Here is a 15,657-nt window from a genome sequence, read left to right on the forward strand (position 1 = left end):
CCATCATGTCCCGCCCTCCCGCGCTCGGGACCCACCCCGTCACGCCCGGTGTGTTGCCCCGAGCAACGGACGGTGGCAGCGTGCACGCCATGGCTGAGCCGCGCGATGTGCTGGTGGACGGGTTCGGACGCGTGCGGGAGGTGGTCCACGCCGCGCTGCGGAGACAGACTCCCGACGACCTCGCGTGGCGCCCGGCGCCCGGCGCCAACACCATCGGCTGGCTCGTGTGGCACCTCACCCGCGTGCAGGACGACCACGTCGCCGACGCGTTCGACCTGCCGCAGGTGTGGACAGCACACGGCTGGGCGGAGCGCCTCGACCTCCCCCGGCCCCCCGGCGACACCGGGTACGGGGACACGGCGGAGCAGGTGGGCGCCCTGAGGGCAAGCGCCGACGCGCTCGCGGGCTACCACGACGCCGTGCACGCCAGGACGGTGGAACTCCTGGCCGGGGTCGACGCCGCCGATCTGGACCGCATCGTCGACACGTCCTGGGACCCGCCGGTCACCCTCGGGGTCCGCCTGGTCAGCGTCCTCTCCGACGACCTGCAGCATGCCGGCCAGGCGGCTTACGTGCGGGGCCTCGCCCGCGCTCGCGGATAGACGGTCAGAAGTCGATCTGGTCTGCCGCCGACGCCGCGTCGAGACGCCCGGCGGCGACGTCGTGCAGCGCGTCCCAGCACGTGTCCATCAGCGCGAGGTTCGTGACGAGGGCCGCCTCGAGCAGCGCGTCGAAGGCGGGGCCGTCGAGCTCCGCCTCGCCGATCTCGATGCCCGTGCGCGCGCGCACCTCGCCGTCCTCCAGGTCGATCTCCACGGCGCCGGACAGCAGGCCGTAGTTGATCCGGGCGAGCAGCTCGACGACGTCCGCGCGGTGCTCGGCGGGCACGTCGTCGGGCAGCACGGAGAAGATCCGCACGCCCGCGGGCTCGTCGTTGACGTGCACGAGCACCGGCCAGGGCTGGGCCTCGTCGTCGGTCGTGTGCAGCAGCATCAGGCTCGGGTCCTCGGCCGCCTCGACGACCCACTCCCGTGCCTCGAAGAAGGAGGCGACCCGGGCCCGCAGATCAGTCGTGGACATGCTCAACCGCCGATCCCGTGGAGCTGTCGCTCCACGATGTTGTGAATGCTCTGCCGGTGCTTCTGGTAGAGCGCCGTGTCGTCCGCTGACGCGGATCCGCCCGCAACGGCTTGGGACACCCTACGGAACTCCGCCAGGTCGCTCGCGTCGATCTTGGCGAAGAAGCCGGCCAGGTTCGTCTCGGCGATGATGTGCAGGATCTTGGAGGCGCGCGCGAAGACCTGCGGGTTGGTGCTGCCGAGGCAGCGCACCAGGTCGTCGATGCGCCGGAAGACCTGCCGGGTGACCCGCTTGGCCAGTGCGGCCTTCTGCTCGGCGGTGGCGGTCGACAGCAGCGTGGCGCCCTTGCGCCCTTGGGCGATGTCCTGGGTGGGGTCGGCGATGGCGGCGCGCACGTTCGCCTGCGAGGCGTCGACCTTCCCGCCGAAGAACTGCTTGGCCCCCCACCAGGCGCCGCGGTCGGTCGTGCCCCCGTAGCCGATCTCGTTCTTCACGGTGCGCAGGTGGTGGATCCGCTTGGCCCGCTTGACGCCCGACTTGAGCGTGGAGTAGCCGGCGGCCGCGGCCTTGAGCGCCTTGCCGGTGATCTTCGTGGCGCCGAAGTCGCCGGCGGCGGACACCGTCCCGGCGGCGTCCATCACGTTGCCCGCGGCCTCGACGGCGTTCACGGCCGCTGTCTCCGCCTTGCGCCGGGTGCCGAAGGAGGCGAGCTTGCCCAGGCTCCGCGTGTCGGTGTAGTCCGCGCTGAAGCCCGTCGGGGCGGTGGCGTACTCCAGCTCCGCGCGCTTGCGGTGCTCGGTGCCGTAGCCGAACTCCTTGTGGTCCTGGTCGCGGCAGTGGTTGAGGAAGGCCAGGACTGTCGCGTCGTCGGCGCCTGCGACGGAAGGGTCCGATCCCGTGTACCCGGCCAGCACGGTCCCGAAGCGGGTGATGTCCTCGGCCTTGGTGGTCTTCTTCGCGGCGGACGCGGCCTTCTGGCGCAGCTTGCGCTCGGCCTTCTTCTCGGCGGTCTCGCCGACGACGGCGGCCGCGGCGGCGGTCTCGGCCTGGTAGCCCCGGTAGGCGGTGGCGAACTCGCGGAACCTGGCCAGCCGGTGCGGGTTGGGCAGGTGGTGGTCCTGCTCGCGCTTGACCCTGATCTTCTGGTTGTGCAGCCGTCCGGCGGTCGCTCCGTCCTCCAGGGCCTGCTTGCCCTTGGCGATGCCGGTGTAGACGTTGGCGATGTCCCCGAAGACGGGGATGTCCTGGCCGCCGAATCCCTTGGCCGCCCCGGCCATGGAGTCCATCGTGCCGGTGGCGTCGCCGAGGAAGTCCCACAGGCCGCCCTCGAGCTCCACTCCCTTGTCGTTGCGCGCCAGTGAGTCCCCGCCGGGCTGACGGGCGGCATGCAGGTCGCCCGCGGCGCCGAACACGTCCTTGGCGCCCATGCCCAGCTTGATCAGGCCCATGCCCGATCCGTAGAGGCCGGCCGCCGCGTCGCCGCCGTCCATGTCGCCGAGCACGTGCTTCTCCTCCTTCGTCACCGTCGCGTCCTTGATCGCGAGGATGGCGTCGGCGATGTCGGCCAGCTGGTCGAGCGCCGACGGGTCGTCCGTCTCGGCCTCGTGCACGCCGCGCTCGCGGACGCCCAGGGTCGGCGCGGGAGGCGCGGGCGGCGCCGCGGGCGTCCTGCTGAACAGATTGGTGAGGAAGTTGCGGCGGATCGTCATGTCGTGGCCGCAGCCCGACCCGTGCTGGTGCTCGATGGCCACGGGCGCGGCAGTGGCAGCGGCGGCGGGGGAGCGGCGCAGCGCCTGCACCACGCGCGCGGCGTTGCGCTCGGCCTCGACCTCGGCCGGGTCGTCCGCGCGGCCCACGGTCATCGCGGAGCGCTGCACTGCCCCGGCCCCCGGGGCGGACTGCTGGACGACGTGCGTCAGCTCATGGGCGAGCAGGTGCTGGCCCTCGGCGCTGCGCGGGTTGTACGAGCCGGCCGTGAAGTACACGTCGGAGCCCAGCGTGAACGCGCGCGCCTGCACGGACCGGCTGAGCGTGTCGGCCTCCGAGTCGGCGTGCACGCGCACGTCCGACATGTCGCGCTGGAGCTGCTCGCCCATGGACCGGGCGACGTCGGCGGGCAGCGGGGCGCCCTGGCCCCGGCGGCGGCGCAGCGTGGCCACCACGTCGGCGTCCACGTCGGAGCCGCCGAGGAGGTCGGCCCCCGCGGCAGCGCGGCGCAGGCGCTCGTCGCTCGCGTGCACCAGGCCAGGGGCGGCAAGCCGTCGCGCGTTGCTGGGCGCGGCGCCGTCGGGCGCGGACGACTCGCTCCGCTGGTGTCCGGCTCGGGCGGCAGGACGGGTGCGCTCGCTCACGGCAGGCTCCTCAGGCGGGGTGCATGGTCCCCGCCACAGTACGAGCGGGGTGCGGGCGCATGGGAGCGGTCCTGGGGAAACTCCGTAGTGATTGCGCAGGCAGGAGCGGTGTCGCGGCCTCTCAGCCGCGCGCGGAGGGCAGGGCGGGCGCGGGCGGCGGGATGTCGGCGAACCCGCCCGGGGGCATCCGGCGGCCCAGCTTGGCGTACTCGCGCCGGGCCGCTGCCGCCAGGGTGCGCATCCCGATCCGCCCGCCCGCGGCGGCCGCGTCGTAGGCCGCCGCCATGACGATGTTGCGGATGTCGCCGCCGGCCAGCTCGACGCCCTCCGCGAGCAGGTCGAAGTCCACCGGGTCGGAGGCGTCCAGCGGCTCCAGGTGGGTCAGGTGCTGGCGCCACAGGCTCCGGCGGGTGGGCACGTCCGGGTCGGGGAAGTGGATGACGAAGTGCAGGCGCCGGGAGAACGCGGCGTCCAAGTTGGCGCGCAGGTTCGTGGCCAGCAGCACGATCCCGTCGAACTGCTCCATGCGCTGCAGCAGGTAGGACACCTCGAGGTTGGCGTACCTGTCCCGCGAGTCGCGCACCTCGGAGCGGCTGCCGAACAGCGAGTCCGCCTCGTCGAAGAACAGGACCACATTGAGGCTCTCGGCCTCGTGGAACACCCGCTCGAGGTTCTTCTCGGTCTCCCCGACGTACTTGTCCACCACGCTCGACAGGTCTACCGGGTACAGGTCCAGGCCGAGCGCGTCGCTGACGACGTGCGCGGCCAGCGTCTTGCCGGTGCCCGGGCCGCCGCTGAACAGCGCCGCGAGGCCCGAGCCCTTGCCCCCCTGGCCGTGCACCGGGCCCTGCGCGAGCACGGCGTCGCGGTGCTGGGCCCAGCTGATGAGCTGGGCGACCTGCTGGCGGGCGGTGTCGGGGAGCACCAGGTCGGAGAGTGTGGCGCTGGTGCGCCCGGGCAGCCTGCCGCCCGCGCCCCCGCCCAGCCGCCGTGCCGCCTCGCGGACCAGCGCCGGGCCGACGGGCTCCTCGCGCACAGCGCCGAGCATCCGCGCGTACCGGACCGTCGAGGCCACGTCGCCGGGCTCCAGGCGCAGCCCGATCACGTCCCGCCACTCGGCGGCGGCGAGGTCGGCGCCCGGCAGCTCGCGGTCCCACACCTGGCCGCGCACGGCCGGCGGCAGCCTCGTCGCCTCGACGCACAGCGGGAGGTCGCGGGACCAGCCCCGGTCCCACCCCCGGTGCCCGACGCCGACGACGGGCACTGCCGCGTCGCCCAGCGCCTCGACCACGGCGAGGTCTGCGGGCTGGTCGGGGGCCGCCATGATCGCGTCGTCGACGCCCAGCACCACGAGCCCGGCCCCGATCATGCCCGCCTCACGCGCGGCCACAGCGACAGCCCCGGCGCCACTCGTCCCCGCCGGGCGTCGTCGCAGGTCCACGACCAGGGGCCGGATGCCGAGCGCGCTGAACGCCCCGGCCGCCACCGCGGCCCCAGGCGCGCCCAGGGGGGAGCGCACGTACACCAGCCGCACGCCGAGCTCCACGGCCCGCGCCACGCTCTGCGCCTCGGGCAGGTCCACGCCCTCGGCGGGCACGGTCATCGTCGCGACGAGCGGGTCGGGGGTGTCGTCGCCCACCAGGTGGCCGACCACGCGGTCCGGCGCCTGCAGGGTGCGCCCCAGCCATGGGCCGTCGCCGTGCACCAGGAGCAGGCGGCGCCGGCGCAGCGGGGCCGAGGGGTGCAGCCGGGCGCGCGCCTCGGCGGAGCCGCTGCCGAGCCCGCACAGCTCCAGGGCAGTGCCGAGGGTGACGTGGCCGCCCGTGGCCGTCAGGCCCGACCCGCCCAGCAGGTCGAGCGCCGTGCCGAGGTTCGCGTCGACGTCGGGGGCGACAGCCACCATCAGCAGTCGCACGTCCAACGCGTCCAGGCCGAAGATCTCCGCCAGGGCGGCGACCCGGTCCGCGCCGGCGTCCGCCTCGGCGTCCGCCTCGGGGTGGTCGGCACGCAGCACGGCGACGAGCTCGCGCAGCCGGTCCAACGCCTCATCGTGCGCCTGCGGCGCCCGCGCCCGGTGGTCGACGGCGCCCGCGACCTGGGTCACGACGTGGGCGAGGTGGCGGCGCATGGCACTCCTGGCGGTGGCGGGGCGGGCTGGGCCCGGCGCCCAGCAGGAGCGCACGTTACTGGCGCGCGCGCCCGACGACGGGCCCGCCACGCTCGTCAGGGCAGTCGAGCCCGCACTCGAGCCCCCACTGTCACCCGGTCACCAGGCGGAGCGCGCGTAGTCCTTCAAGAAGCACCCGTACAGGTCCTCGCCCGCCTCGCCCCGCACGATCGGGTCATACACGCGCGCGGCGCCGTCCACCAGGTCCAGCGGCGCGTGGAAGCCCTCCTCGGCGAGTCGCACCTTCGTCGGGTGCGGCCGCTCGTCGGTGATCCACCCCGTGTCGACGGCCGTCATGAAGATGCCGTCCTGCGCCATCTCCTCCGCGCTGGTGCGCGTGAGCATGTTGAGCGCCGCCTTGGACATGTTCGTGTGCGGGTGCCCCGGCCCCTTGTACCCGCGGGAGAACACGCCCTCCATCGCGGACACGTTCACCACGTAGGTGCGGCGTGCGGGGGACGCCTTCATCGCCGGGCGCAGCCGGCTGATGAGGATGAACGGCGCCGTCTGGTTGCACAGCTGCACCTCGAGCAGCTCCATCGCGTCGACCTGGTCCACCGTCGCCACCCAGGAGTTCGTCTCCCCGGTGTCCGGCACCAGGCCGCCCGCGTCGATGGACGTCCCGGCGACCAGCCGCTCGAGCGACGCCGCCTCCGCCGTCAGCGCCATGGACGCCACATCCTGGCGCGTCGCCAGCTCGAACGCGGGGCTGGTGAGCTCCGTGACCGCGCCGGCCAGCGCTCGCGGATGCGCGTCACTGGTGTGGCCCAGGGTGCGGATCTCGGGCATGGGCCCCGCGGGCAGCGGCTCCAACTCGGCGTCCGCCAGCGGCGAGTAGGCGCCGGGGGAGCGGCGCACGGTCTGCGCCGCGTTGTTGATGAGGATGTCGAGCGGACCCGCAGCGGCCACCGAGTCGGCCAACGACACCACCTGCGCCGGGTCACGCAGGTCGATGCCCACGATCGACAGCCGGTGCAGCCATTCGGCGCTGTCCTCCATCGCCGCGAACCGGCGGGCAGCGTCCCGGGGGAACCGGGTCGTGATGGTCAGGTGCGCCCCGTCGCGCAGCAGGCGCAGCGCGATGTACATCCCGATCTTCGCGCGCCCGCCCGTCAGCAGCGCACGGCGCCCGGTCAGGTCGGTGCGCGCGTCACGCTTCGCATGGTTCAGCCGCGCGCACGACGGGCACAGCTGGTGGTAGAACGCGTCGACGGTGGTGTACGCCTCCTTGCAGATGTAGCACGGCCGCGCGCGCAGCAGCGTCCCCGCGATCGCGCCCTGCGCATTCGACGTGATCGGCAGGCCGCGCGTCTCGTCGTCGATGCGCCCCGGGCTGCCCGTGGCCGTCGCCGCGACCACGGCGCGGTCCGCCTCGCTGATCGCCGTGCGCTTCTCGGTGCGGCGCTGCTTCTTCGCCGCCTTGAACAGCGCCGCGGTCGCCCGTCGCGCCACCGCCAGGTGGGGGTGGTCCGAGGGCAGGTCGCCGATCTGGTCGATCACCCGCAAGAACACCTCGAGGTCCGCGGGGTCCACGCCCTCGGCGGCCCCCGCCGCGCGCACGTCAGAGGAGTCCGTCGCCGTCATGTTGCTGTGCCGTCCTACGTCCTTTGGGGCCGGTCAACCGGCCACCCCGAGATGAGCCGCGCTTACTGTACGGGCCGCGCCTGGCGATCCTTGACCCCGCAGCACGGCCGACTTACGTTCGAAGGAGGCCGACCGGGCGACGGTCGCGCGGTCCGCCGCTGGAGGAGCCATGCTTTCCGACTACGCGCCCTGCCCCACACTGGCAGTCGCGGACCTCGACCGGGCACGCGCGTTCTACGAGGGGACGCTCGGATTCGTCGCCACTGACGGAGAGGCTCCCGAAGGGGTCTTCTACAACGCCGGGGGCGATCGCTTCCTCGTCTACCCGTCTGCCTTCGCCGGCACGAACCAGTCGACCGCCATGTCCTTCCAGGTCGACGACACCGACTTCGACGACGAGATCGCGAACCTGCGCCAGCACGGGATCGCGTTCGAGACGTTCGAGGCCGAGGGGATCGTCTGGTCCGACGGGATCGGCACGATGGGCGACCTCCGATCCGTGTGGTTCTCCGACCCGGACGGCAACATCCTCAACGTGGAGTCCTCGGTCTGAGGCCACGCTGAACACCCTCGCGCAGAATGGCCCGGTGCGCGCACGCCCGATGACACCCGACGCGGTGGTCCACCACCTCGTCCAGCAGATCGGCGCGCGCCCCACCGGGCGGCTGCGCGTGGCGGTCGACGGCCATCCCGGCGCCGATCCGGGCAGGCTCGCCGACGCGCTCGTGGACCCGCTGCGGGCTGCTGGACGGCCTGTGGTGCGCGTCCACGCGCACGACTTCCTGCGGCCGGCCTCGGTGCGCCTGCAGCACGGCCGGCACGATCCCGACGCCTACTTCGAGGACTGGGTCGACCACGGGGCCCTGGCCCGCGAGGTCCTCGACCCGCTGGCCGCCGCCGGCGACGGGCGGTACCTCCCGACCCTCTGGGACGCGGACCGCGACCGCGCCACCCGCGCCGCCTACGAGCGCGCCCCTGACGGCGCCGTCCTGGTCCTCGACGGGGCCCTGCTGCTCGGCCGGTGGCTGGACCTCGACCTGACCGTCCATCTCGCCCTGCGGCCCGACACCCGACGGCGCCGCACCCCGCCGGAGGAGGCCTGGACGCTCCCCGCCTACGACCGATATGACGCCGAGACCCAGCCCGAGGACGTGGCCGACATCGTGGTCCGGCTCGATGATCCGAGGCGCCCGGCACTGGTCGTCGAACGATGACGCGGGGCCTCCGGGCGGCCACCAGATGAGACAGTCCAGAACGTGGGACACATGACGACCAGCGCCGGACTGCTCCTCTACCGGGGGAGCGCCCCCGAGATCGAGGTCCTCCTCGGGCATATGGGCGGCCCGTTCTGGGCCGCGAAGGACGCACGGGCCTGGACCATCCCCAAGGGCGAACACCCGCCGGATGAGGACGCCCACGCCGCCGCGGTGCGCGAGTTCACGGAGGAGATCGGGCGCCCACCCCCGCCCGGCCCCGAGCTGTTCCTCGGCACGGTGCGCCAACGCGGTGGCAAGACCGTCACCGCCTGGGCGCGACGCGCTGACCTGGACGTCAGCACCATCACCAGCAACACCTTCGAGCTCGAATGGCCACCACGCTCCGGACGCCGCCAACGGTTCCCCGAACTCGACCGCGCCCGCTGGCTGCCGCTCGACGACGCCGTCCTCGCGGTTGTGGCGGGCCAGGCCGAGCTGCTCGAGCGGCTCCGGGCCGCCCTCGCCGACGTGCCGTGACGACGCCCGCCACGTAGGGGAGGACCCCACGCCCACGGGCGTCCCGCCGGAGCCGATGACGGTGGCCGTCGGCGGGCCGGAACCCCGGCGCACGGACGTCCGTCCTGCATGACGTCCTTGTGGCCCGCGGAAACAGCCCGGCATCGTGGCGGCGTCCGTCCCAGCACCACGCAGCGTCGCGTCGTCAACCACGGAGAAGCCACCATGGCCAGCACCCAATTCGCCCGCCCGTCCACCGAGGCGCCGAGCACGGAGCCCTCGCAGCTCGACGTCGTCACCACCCGCCGCGGGCGCCGCGTGCTCGCCTGCCTGCGCATCGCCACCGGGTTCGTCTTCCTCTGGGCGTTCCTCGACAAGACCTTCGGCCTGCGGCACAGCACCGGCGCCCCACGCCCGGACGGGTCCGTGGCGCCGTCCTGGCTCGACGGCGGCACGCCCAGCCAGGGCTACCTGCAGAACGGCGCCGTGGGACCCGCGAAAGAGCTCTTCGCCTCGATCGCCAGCCCGGTCACCGACTGGCTGTTCATGCTGGGCATGCTGGGGGTCGGCCTCGCGGTGGTGCTCGGCATCGGGCTGCGCCTGGCCGCCTGCGCGGGCTCGCTGCTCATGATGACGCTGTGGGTGACCCAGTGGCCGCCACAGGACGGCTCGATGAACCCGATCGTCGACCAGCACCTGGTCTACACGCTCGTGCTGGTCGTGTGCGCGCTGCTGCTGGCGGGCGACACGTGGGGGCTCGGTCGGCGCTGGGCGGCCCTGCGACTCGTGCGGCGGGCCCCGCTGCTCCGGTGACCGCGCTCGCCCGCGTGACAGGCGCCCACGCGGGGGAGCCCGTCCGTGTCACCCTGCTCGCATGGACCTTCCTCCGCCCACCGTGAGCAGGCGGCACCCCGAGCGCCACATCGCGTGGCCGGTCAACGCCCAGCGGTGGACGGAGCTGACGTTCGCGCACTGGCGCTACGACCCGGACGTCGTCCAGCGGCTCCTGCCCGCCGGGCTGGAGGCGCAGGTCCTGGACGGCTCGGCTTGGGTGGGCCTGGTGCCCTTCCGGATGGGCGGGGTGCGGACGCCGCCGCTGCCGCCGATCCCCGTCTGGTCGGCCTTCCCCGAGGTGAACGTCCGCACCTACGTGCGCGGGCCGGACGGCCGCGAGGGCGTGTGGTTCTTCTCCCTCGCCTGCCCACGCCGGGCGTTCGTCGCCGCCATGCGGTGCGTGGGGCTGCATTACGTCCACGCCGACGCGCAGGTGTCCCGCACCACCTCGGAGGCCGGTGACTCCGTCCAGTACCGGTTCGCGGGCCGCATCGGGCGGAGCGGGAGTCCTTGGCGACTCGACGCGCGGACTGCCATCGGGCCGCCGATCGGCGACGCCGCGCGCACACCGTTGCTGGACTCGCTCACCGGGCGTTGGGCGGCGTACGGCCGCGCCGGTGGCAGGTGGTGGCGCATCCCCATCAGCCACGAGCCGTGGCCGCTGCATGACGCGACGCTCGAGGGCGACCTGCACGGACCGCTCCTCGCCGTCGGGCTCCCGCGCCCCGACGGCACGCCAATGGCGCACTACTCGCCCGGCGTTGACTCCCGCATCGGGCTGCCCGGGCTCAGCCGGTGACCGCATGAACGAAGCCCCAGGTCAGATGACCTGGGGCTTCGTTGTGGTGGGCGATACTGGGATCGAACCAGTGACCTCTTCCGTGTCAGGGAAGAGTTCAAGAGTCCACCTGCGCGTTTGTCAGCGTTACAGGGAACTGCTAACGCCCTGCTCAGGGGACCGTAAGAAACGATAAGGAACAGTAGGGAACGTCTGGCTATCAGGGATTTTCAAGGGAATCCCTTCGGCCTCACAGGTTGAGAACCGCTGTCGGATGGACCGCCCGGCAGATGGCCCACCTGCCCACTGCGCATGCGTCGCCCCCCTTGCTCACCCGTCTTGAGGTCGACGCGGCCGGCTGCGGGAGTGCCGCGGAGGTCCAGCGGGACGGCTCGACCGACAAGAACGGGAACTGCATGGGTACTGACGGCCGCCCACGTTCGTGCGCGGCCCCGCCGACTCCACTGGTGTGAGCGCCTAGTAAGCGGTCGTCGAGCTAGTTCGCCGGTGGCAGTCATAGGTCGAGGCGTGCCGTCGGACTGCCGACGCCGTCTGCGCTGTCGGGGTCGGGGTCGTGAAGCCCGGATTCGCGCCTCAGCCTGGTGGGTTCACCTTGCGTCGGATCGTGAACTCATCCCGACCAAGGGGCTCGTCGAAACTCGTGACCCGCTCCAGGGACTCGAGTCGCCGGAGCAGTTGGCGGAGCCCATCACTGGCGGGCAACGGTAGCCACTTGTGTACGCCGGTGACCATCAACTCGTCGTAGGGGCTGCCCAGTGCGGTGAGCACGGGGACGATCTCGTTCCAATCGAGGACACCAACAATGGGGGCGAGGACGTCCAGGACACTGGTCGCGCTGGCACCGTTCTCGGCGAGCAGGACCACGCCCGGCAGGCCGACCTCATGGTCGTGCGCGTGAGCCCACTGTGCGAGCGACGTCGCAGAGGGTGCGTCGAGAACGTCCTCGAACGTGGCGAGGTCGGCCAAGAGCTTCGCCTTCACCGATGCCGGGACGTCGCTCTGGGTGGCCAGGGCGTGGAACTCCTCCTGGTCAAGGTCCAGCTCGGTGAGGTAGCCGGCGAAAGTCTCAGACGCGATGACGAGTTCGTGGCGAGCCGCCCAAGGGTACGTCCGGAGGAACTGGTAAGCCCGGGCGTCGTCCGGCAGAAGGCCGGCGGCGACCAGAAGGGGTACTGAGGGTGCTGCGTCTGCGGTCAGGTCGCTGATGCCGAGCGGTGTCGGCTTGAGGCGCTGCACGAGGGGCACGAGCCGATGCGGTGGTAAGGGAGCGGAGTTGACCAGGGTGAGTGCGAGCGCCGAGGTCTCGGGCTCCACGAGATCCAGCTCCACGTCGTCGTTCACGAGTGTGAGGTAGGTGGTGAGGTCTTCGTCGGCTGACCAGGCCTGGAGGTAGTGGGTGAGGTTGGAAGCAGTGGGCTCGAAGCGGCCGGTCCTGGCCAGCACGCCCCACGCGCTCTCGTCGACCTCACTCAGCGACGCGACTCGTACGTCCGCCGCGCTCCGCTCCACCGCGTCCTGGAGAAGGCTCGGCTGGTGCGTAGCGAGGTCGTTCACGACGTCGCGCCACGGGCCGCCCGGGAGTAGGGAGAACTCGTCCGTGGGGAGCGCTTCGAGGTACGTCTGGAGGTGCGCTCGCGCGTGCTGGTAGACATCTGGGTCGGCCCACAGGGTGTCGAGGCTGATGGAGTCAGCCCCGATTGCGGTGCGCAGGTTAATCGCGGTGATCGGGTACAGGCGTTGTCGCACGGATTCCTCGCGAACGATGTCTGCGAGCGGTCGCAGATCAGCTATCTCAATTTCGAACTGGTGCAGGAGCGAGACGAGCACGTCGAGATCGCGCGGGGTGTCGGGGTCGACGAAGACCGAACCGTGCGCGGTGAGTGCGCGGAGCAGGTCGCTCGCGTGGGTGCTCGTCTTGTAAGTGATCTGCGCGGACGCTGCCTGTATCGCGATGTCCGAGAGGTGGAGCGCGACGTCGGGTGCGAGGCGGCCCTCGGTCGCCAGGTAGGTGAAGATGCCCGGCCACTGCGGTGCCAGCAGCCGCACCAGGGCCTCGATGTGGTCACGGGTGAGGTAGGCGTCGAGGAACGCGGTGCTCTCCTCGGAGTCGTCGGCGAGCCGGGTGAGTGCCACGGACAGCCGCTGCGGCGCGGTTGCCAGGAGGTGGTCGAACGCCTCGAGGTTGAAAATGGCCTCTCCCTCGAGGAAGCGATCGCGCTCCTCCTCGATCACCGCGTCGATGTTGACGGTCCCGAGGAACTCGAACGTCACGTCGCGCCGGTTGTGCTGCACGTTGTGCAGGATGAAGTTCATCGCGCGCAGGGTGAGCTTCCCTACGTGGAACCGCGCCACGTACAAGGCGTAGTTCTCCTCGAGCAGGTACCCGCGGAGGACCAGCGCGAGCGTGAGGTCGTCTAGCGCCTTCTCGGCGAACTGGAGAAGCGACGCACCGGGACCGGTCTCCTGGGGCACCAAGAGTGAGTCGTCCGCGAGGACGTCTTGAAGCGTCATGCGCGCGATGTCGCGGGCACGCTTGGAAGCACTGTGCTCCTCCTGCTCAAGTGTCGCGCGTTGGCTCTCGTCCCATCGGTCGGCATCCAGGGTCATACCGAAGATGGCGGGCACATCCTCGGCTGTGATCCTCGCAGTGACGTTGTTGTACCGATCGAGCAGGTGGAGCTCGGCTCCCGACTGTGACCAGGCGCGCCAGAAGCTCGTCTCGCCGAGCTCGTCGGGGCTGTATGTGATGGCCCCGAGCCGGGCACCGGTCGAGGGCTTGTTGTGGCTTACCGCGAGGCCGGCGATAGTCCTGAGCCGCGCACCGAACTCGATTGCGCGCTGAGGTCCGGCGTTGAGCGTGTTGATCGCGGTTCGGACGCGGCTTCCTTCTTGCTGCGCGTTGAGCGAGCCCTCGGTCACCGCGTCGCGGTACTTCCGGTACAGGTCGTCCAGAACGCTCTCACCCTCGCGGATAGCCTCGAAGTCGGTGAGGTGCAGGTTCTTGTAGACGATCATCGCGAAGAGCTGGTCTTTGCCGAGACCCTCTGGGCCGCGCGGTGGCAGGATTTGAGCGGCGAAGACGTCGAACTCGTTGCGGATGTTGCGTACGAGACGCATGTCGGTGAGGTACGGCGCGACGAGGTCCACCAGCGGCTCACCAACCTCGGTCCCCTTCATCTCGCGTCGGACGAGCTCCCTGGCGTTGCGGTGGGAGATGAACGGGACGATCGGCACCACGAGGTCGAAGAACTTCGTGCGGTTGCGTGTGGCCTCCCGGCGCACCGTCTCGTCGACGGGGGGCTCAGCCGGGGTTGGTTCGGGTTCGATGACCGGCTCGGGGGTTCGCCGCCCGGGGGAGCTTCGACGCGCGGCGGTGACCAGCTCGGGTGTCGGTGCGGGTTCCGCTGCTTCCCGCTCCTGGTCGTTGTTGGGCTCTGTGACGGTTTCGAAGATCGAGTCCTTGATCGCGTACACGAACCGTACGGGGCGGTAGCGGATTTGCTCGGCATTGCTGAGGACGGTGTTCAGCTCACGCAGAGACTCGAAGATGTGTGGATCATCGAAGCGGTCTAGGTCCTCGAAGATCACGACTGACGTGCGGGATGCCTGGAAGAAGTAGACCAACTCGTCGAGGTAGGCATCGAAGAACGAGGACGAATCGTCCTTCAGCGACACCTTGACCGGGCCGGCCGAAGCGTCGCCAATCCGCACCCGGTTGTGCAAGGTTCGTGCGGCGCTCCATCCCAGCGCTGCGCCGAGTACGACCAGGGCGCCGACGGCTGCCCATGGTGCCCACAGGACGGCTTCGACCCAGTTGGGCGGCAACGCGTCGGACACACGGTCGAGCAGTCCGAATAGCAGGCCGATCGCCGCGATGCTTGCGGACAGGATTAGCGCCCAGAGCGCGACAGGGAATGGATGGAAGACGTCCAGGCGCCGGAAGCGGGACCCGCGCATGCGGCGGGGTCGCGCACGGTACAGCAGCTGCTTGACGATCTCCTTCTGGATCAGGTTCGTCAAAGCGGGTGGGGCACCGTCACCTCCGATGCGCCCAGCTGGCGGCTCGTCCGTCCCGAGGCTTGACAGGGACACGTTGACGGCTTTCCCGCGTTGGCGCCGCAGGAAACGTCGCTTCGCGTTGATGCGACGGTGAACTTCGAGGAGAACGCTGCTCTTCCCGCTCCCGTAGTGGCCCGTGAGCGCGATGTTGCGTGGAGCACTCGACCCGAGGCGCACTAGCTGGGCGACCAAAGCGGCAACGTAGTAGGAGTGCTCCTCCTTCTCGTACTGAGGGCTCAAAGCCCGCAGGCTCGCCGCCGTCTCGTGACGGCCGAGAGTCTGAAGCCAGCGGCGCACGGTATCCATGGTCGGATGGTAGGGGGGCGTGCCCACAGAGCTGCCGAGCGTCGACTCGCGACATCATGCGGTGGCACTCGCCGTCGACGCAGCGTTGCGCTGGCGCGAGGATCATCGGCCGTGCGGTTTCCGGTCGGCGCGGTTCGAGCTCAAGCCTGAGTCGTGCCAATCGCTTAGTGACCCTCGTCGAGACTGGTGAGGATGGCGCGGGTGGCGTCGGTGAGCTCGGGGTCGAGAGTGAGTCTTCGACCGTTGACCTTGATGATTGCGGAGCGTGCCGCGCGTAGGGTCTGGACGAACTTCTTGGTGCTGACTCCGGTGGCGTCTTGCAGGTCGCGGGCCACGGCCAGGGCGGCGAACACGACGGTCAGGTGCTCTTCGAGCGCGTCGCGCTGGTGGTGGAACACGGGCCGGGCGCGTAGGTCGGACTACGTCATCCGAAACGACTGATCGACCCTCCACAGGTCGTGGTAGGCAGCGATGACGGCCGCACCTTCCATCGTCGTGGTCGGCGGGTTGGTGACGTACCCCTTGAGGGGCACCCTAGGTCGGCAGGGTGTCGCACCGTGGTACCCCGTCCGAGACGGGTCGCCAAGACCCACGACTACTACATTGGGCCCGGCCCGACTCGACGCTCCGAGCCTTGCCGACGCCTGTGCAAGTCCGGGCGTCACGTCCGCCCTTCACTCTGCTCCCACAGCGGCATGATCAACCAACCGCAACTGTCCGGGAAACCGGGTCAGGCTCTGACAGACCGCGGGGCTGACCGTCCCG

Annotated in this window: 11 protein-coding genes, 1 tRNA gene and 1 pseudogene; 6 read left to right on the top strand and 7 right to left on the bottom strand. The window is 71.1% G+C overall.

What is annotated here, in order from left to right; translation table 11 throughout:
- The first annotated feature begins 89 nt into the window (after positions 1-89).
- On the top strand, positions 90-602 hold the full coding sequence (locus BN3788_RS16420) for a mycothiol transferase (protein ID WP_108723895.1): 513 nt from the start codon (positions 90-92) through the stop codon (positions 600-602).
- A gap of 4 nt (positions 603-606) precedes the next feature.
- Here BN3788_RS16420 and BN3788_RS16425 read toward each other — a convergent pair whose 3' ends face one another.
- The 4 genes from BN3788_RS16425 to BN3788_RS16440 form a co-directional block, all read right to left on the bottom strand.
- A complete protein-coding gene (locus BN3788_RS16425; protein WP_066588458.1) occupies positions 607-1,080 on the bottom strand; it encodes a YbjN domain-containing protein in 474 nt (157 codons plus the stop codon).
- 2 nt (positions 1,081-1,082) lie between these two features.
- Positions 1,083-3,431, bottom strand: a complete 2,349-nt coding sequence (locus tag BN3788_RS16430; protein WP_066588459.1) for an eCIS core domain-containing protein — start codon at positions 3,429-3,431, stop codon at positions 1,083-1,085.
- A 121-nt stretch (positions 3,432-3,552) separates the two neighbouring features.
- Complete coding sequence (locus BN3788_RS16435) at positions 3,553-5,559, bottom strand: ATP-binding protein (protein ID WP_066588461.1); 2,007 nt, start codon at positions 5,557-5,559, stop codon at positions 3,553-3,555.
- 138 nt (positions 5,560-5,697) lie between these two features.
- The gene (locus BN3788_RS16440) at positions 5,698-7,182 is read right to left on the bottom strand and encodes an SDR family oxidoreductase (RefSeq protein WP_066588464.1); all 1,485 of its coding nucleotides are present in this window, start codon (positions 7,180-7,182) and stop codon (positions 5,698-5,700) included.
- Between the two features lie 169 nt (positions 7,183-7,351).
- Here BN3788_RS16440 and BN3788_RS16445 point away from each other — a divergent pair, with 169 nt between their 5' ends.
- The 5 genes from BN3788_RS16445 to BN3788_RS16465 all read left to right on the top strand — a co-directional run bounded on the left by BN3788_RS16445 (position 7,352) and on the right by BN3788_RS16465 (position 10,527).
- Positions 7,352-7,735: a VOC family protein gene (locus BN3788_RS16445; RefSeq protein WP_066588467.1), complete on the top strand. Its 384-nt coding sequence runs from the start codon at positions 7,352-7,354 to the stop codon at positions 7,733-7,735.
- A 34-nt stretch (positions 7,736-7,769) separates the two neighbouring features.
- On the top strand, positions 7,770-8,396 hold the full coding sequence (locus BN3788_RS16450) for a nucleoside/nucleotide kinase family protein (RefSeq protein ID WP_066588470.1): 627 nt from the start codon (positions 7,770-7,772) through the stop codon (positions 8,394-8,396).
- A gap of 51 nt (positions 8,397-8,447) precedes the next feature.
- The gene (locus BN3788_RS16455; protein ID WP_066588473.1) at positions 8,448-8,915 is read left to right on the top strand and encodes an NUDIX domain-containing protein; all 468 of its coding nucleotides are present in this window, start codon (positions 8,448-8,450) and stop codon (positions 8,913-8,915) included.
- Positions 8,916-9,119: 204 nt separating this feature from the next.
- The gene (locus BN3788_RS16460; protein ID WP_066588480.1) at positions 9,120-9,707 is read left to right on the top strand and encodes a DoxX family membrane protein; all 588 of its coding nucleotides are present in this window, start codon (positions 9,120-9,122) and stop codon (positions 9,705-9,707) included.
- Between the two features lie 61 nt (positions 9,708-9,768).
- Positions 9,769-10,527: a YqjF family protein gene (locus tag BN3788_RS16465; RefSeq protein ID WP_108723877.1), complete on the top strand. Its 759-nt coding sequence runs from the start codon at positions 9,769-9,771 to the stop codon at positions 10,525-10,527.
- A gap of 44 nt (positions 10,528-10,571) precedes the next feature.
- Here the strand turns inward: BN3788_RS16465 and BN3788_RS19415 are convergent.
- The 3 genes and pseudogenes from BN3788_RS19415 to BN3788_RS20260 form a co-directional block, all read right to left on the bottom strand.
- Positions 10,572-10,675 (bottom strand) — tRNA-Val (locus BN3788_RS19415).
- A 425-nt stretch (positions 10,676-11,100) separates the two neighbouring features.
- Positions 11,101-14,892, bottom strand: a complete 3,792-nt coding sequence (locus BN3788_RS16470) for a YobI family P-loop NTPase (protein ID WP_147525156.1) — start codon at positions 14,890-14,892, stop codon at positions 11,101-11,103.
- 164 nt (positions 14,893-15,056) lie between these two features.
- A pseudogene (locus BN3788_RS20260) lies at positions 15,057-15,419 on the bottom strand (IS1634 family transposase); the annotation flags it as partial.
- Positions 15,420-15,657: the final 238 nt, after the last annotated feature.

Source organism: Cellulomonas timonensis (assembly GCF_900046455.1).
Lineage (GTDB): Bacteria > Actinomycetota > Actinomycetes > Actinomycetales > Cellulomonadaceae > Cellulomonas_A > Cellulomonas_A timonensis.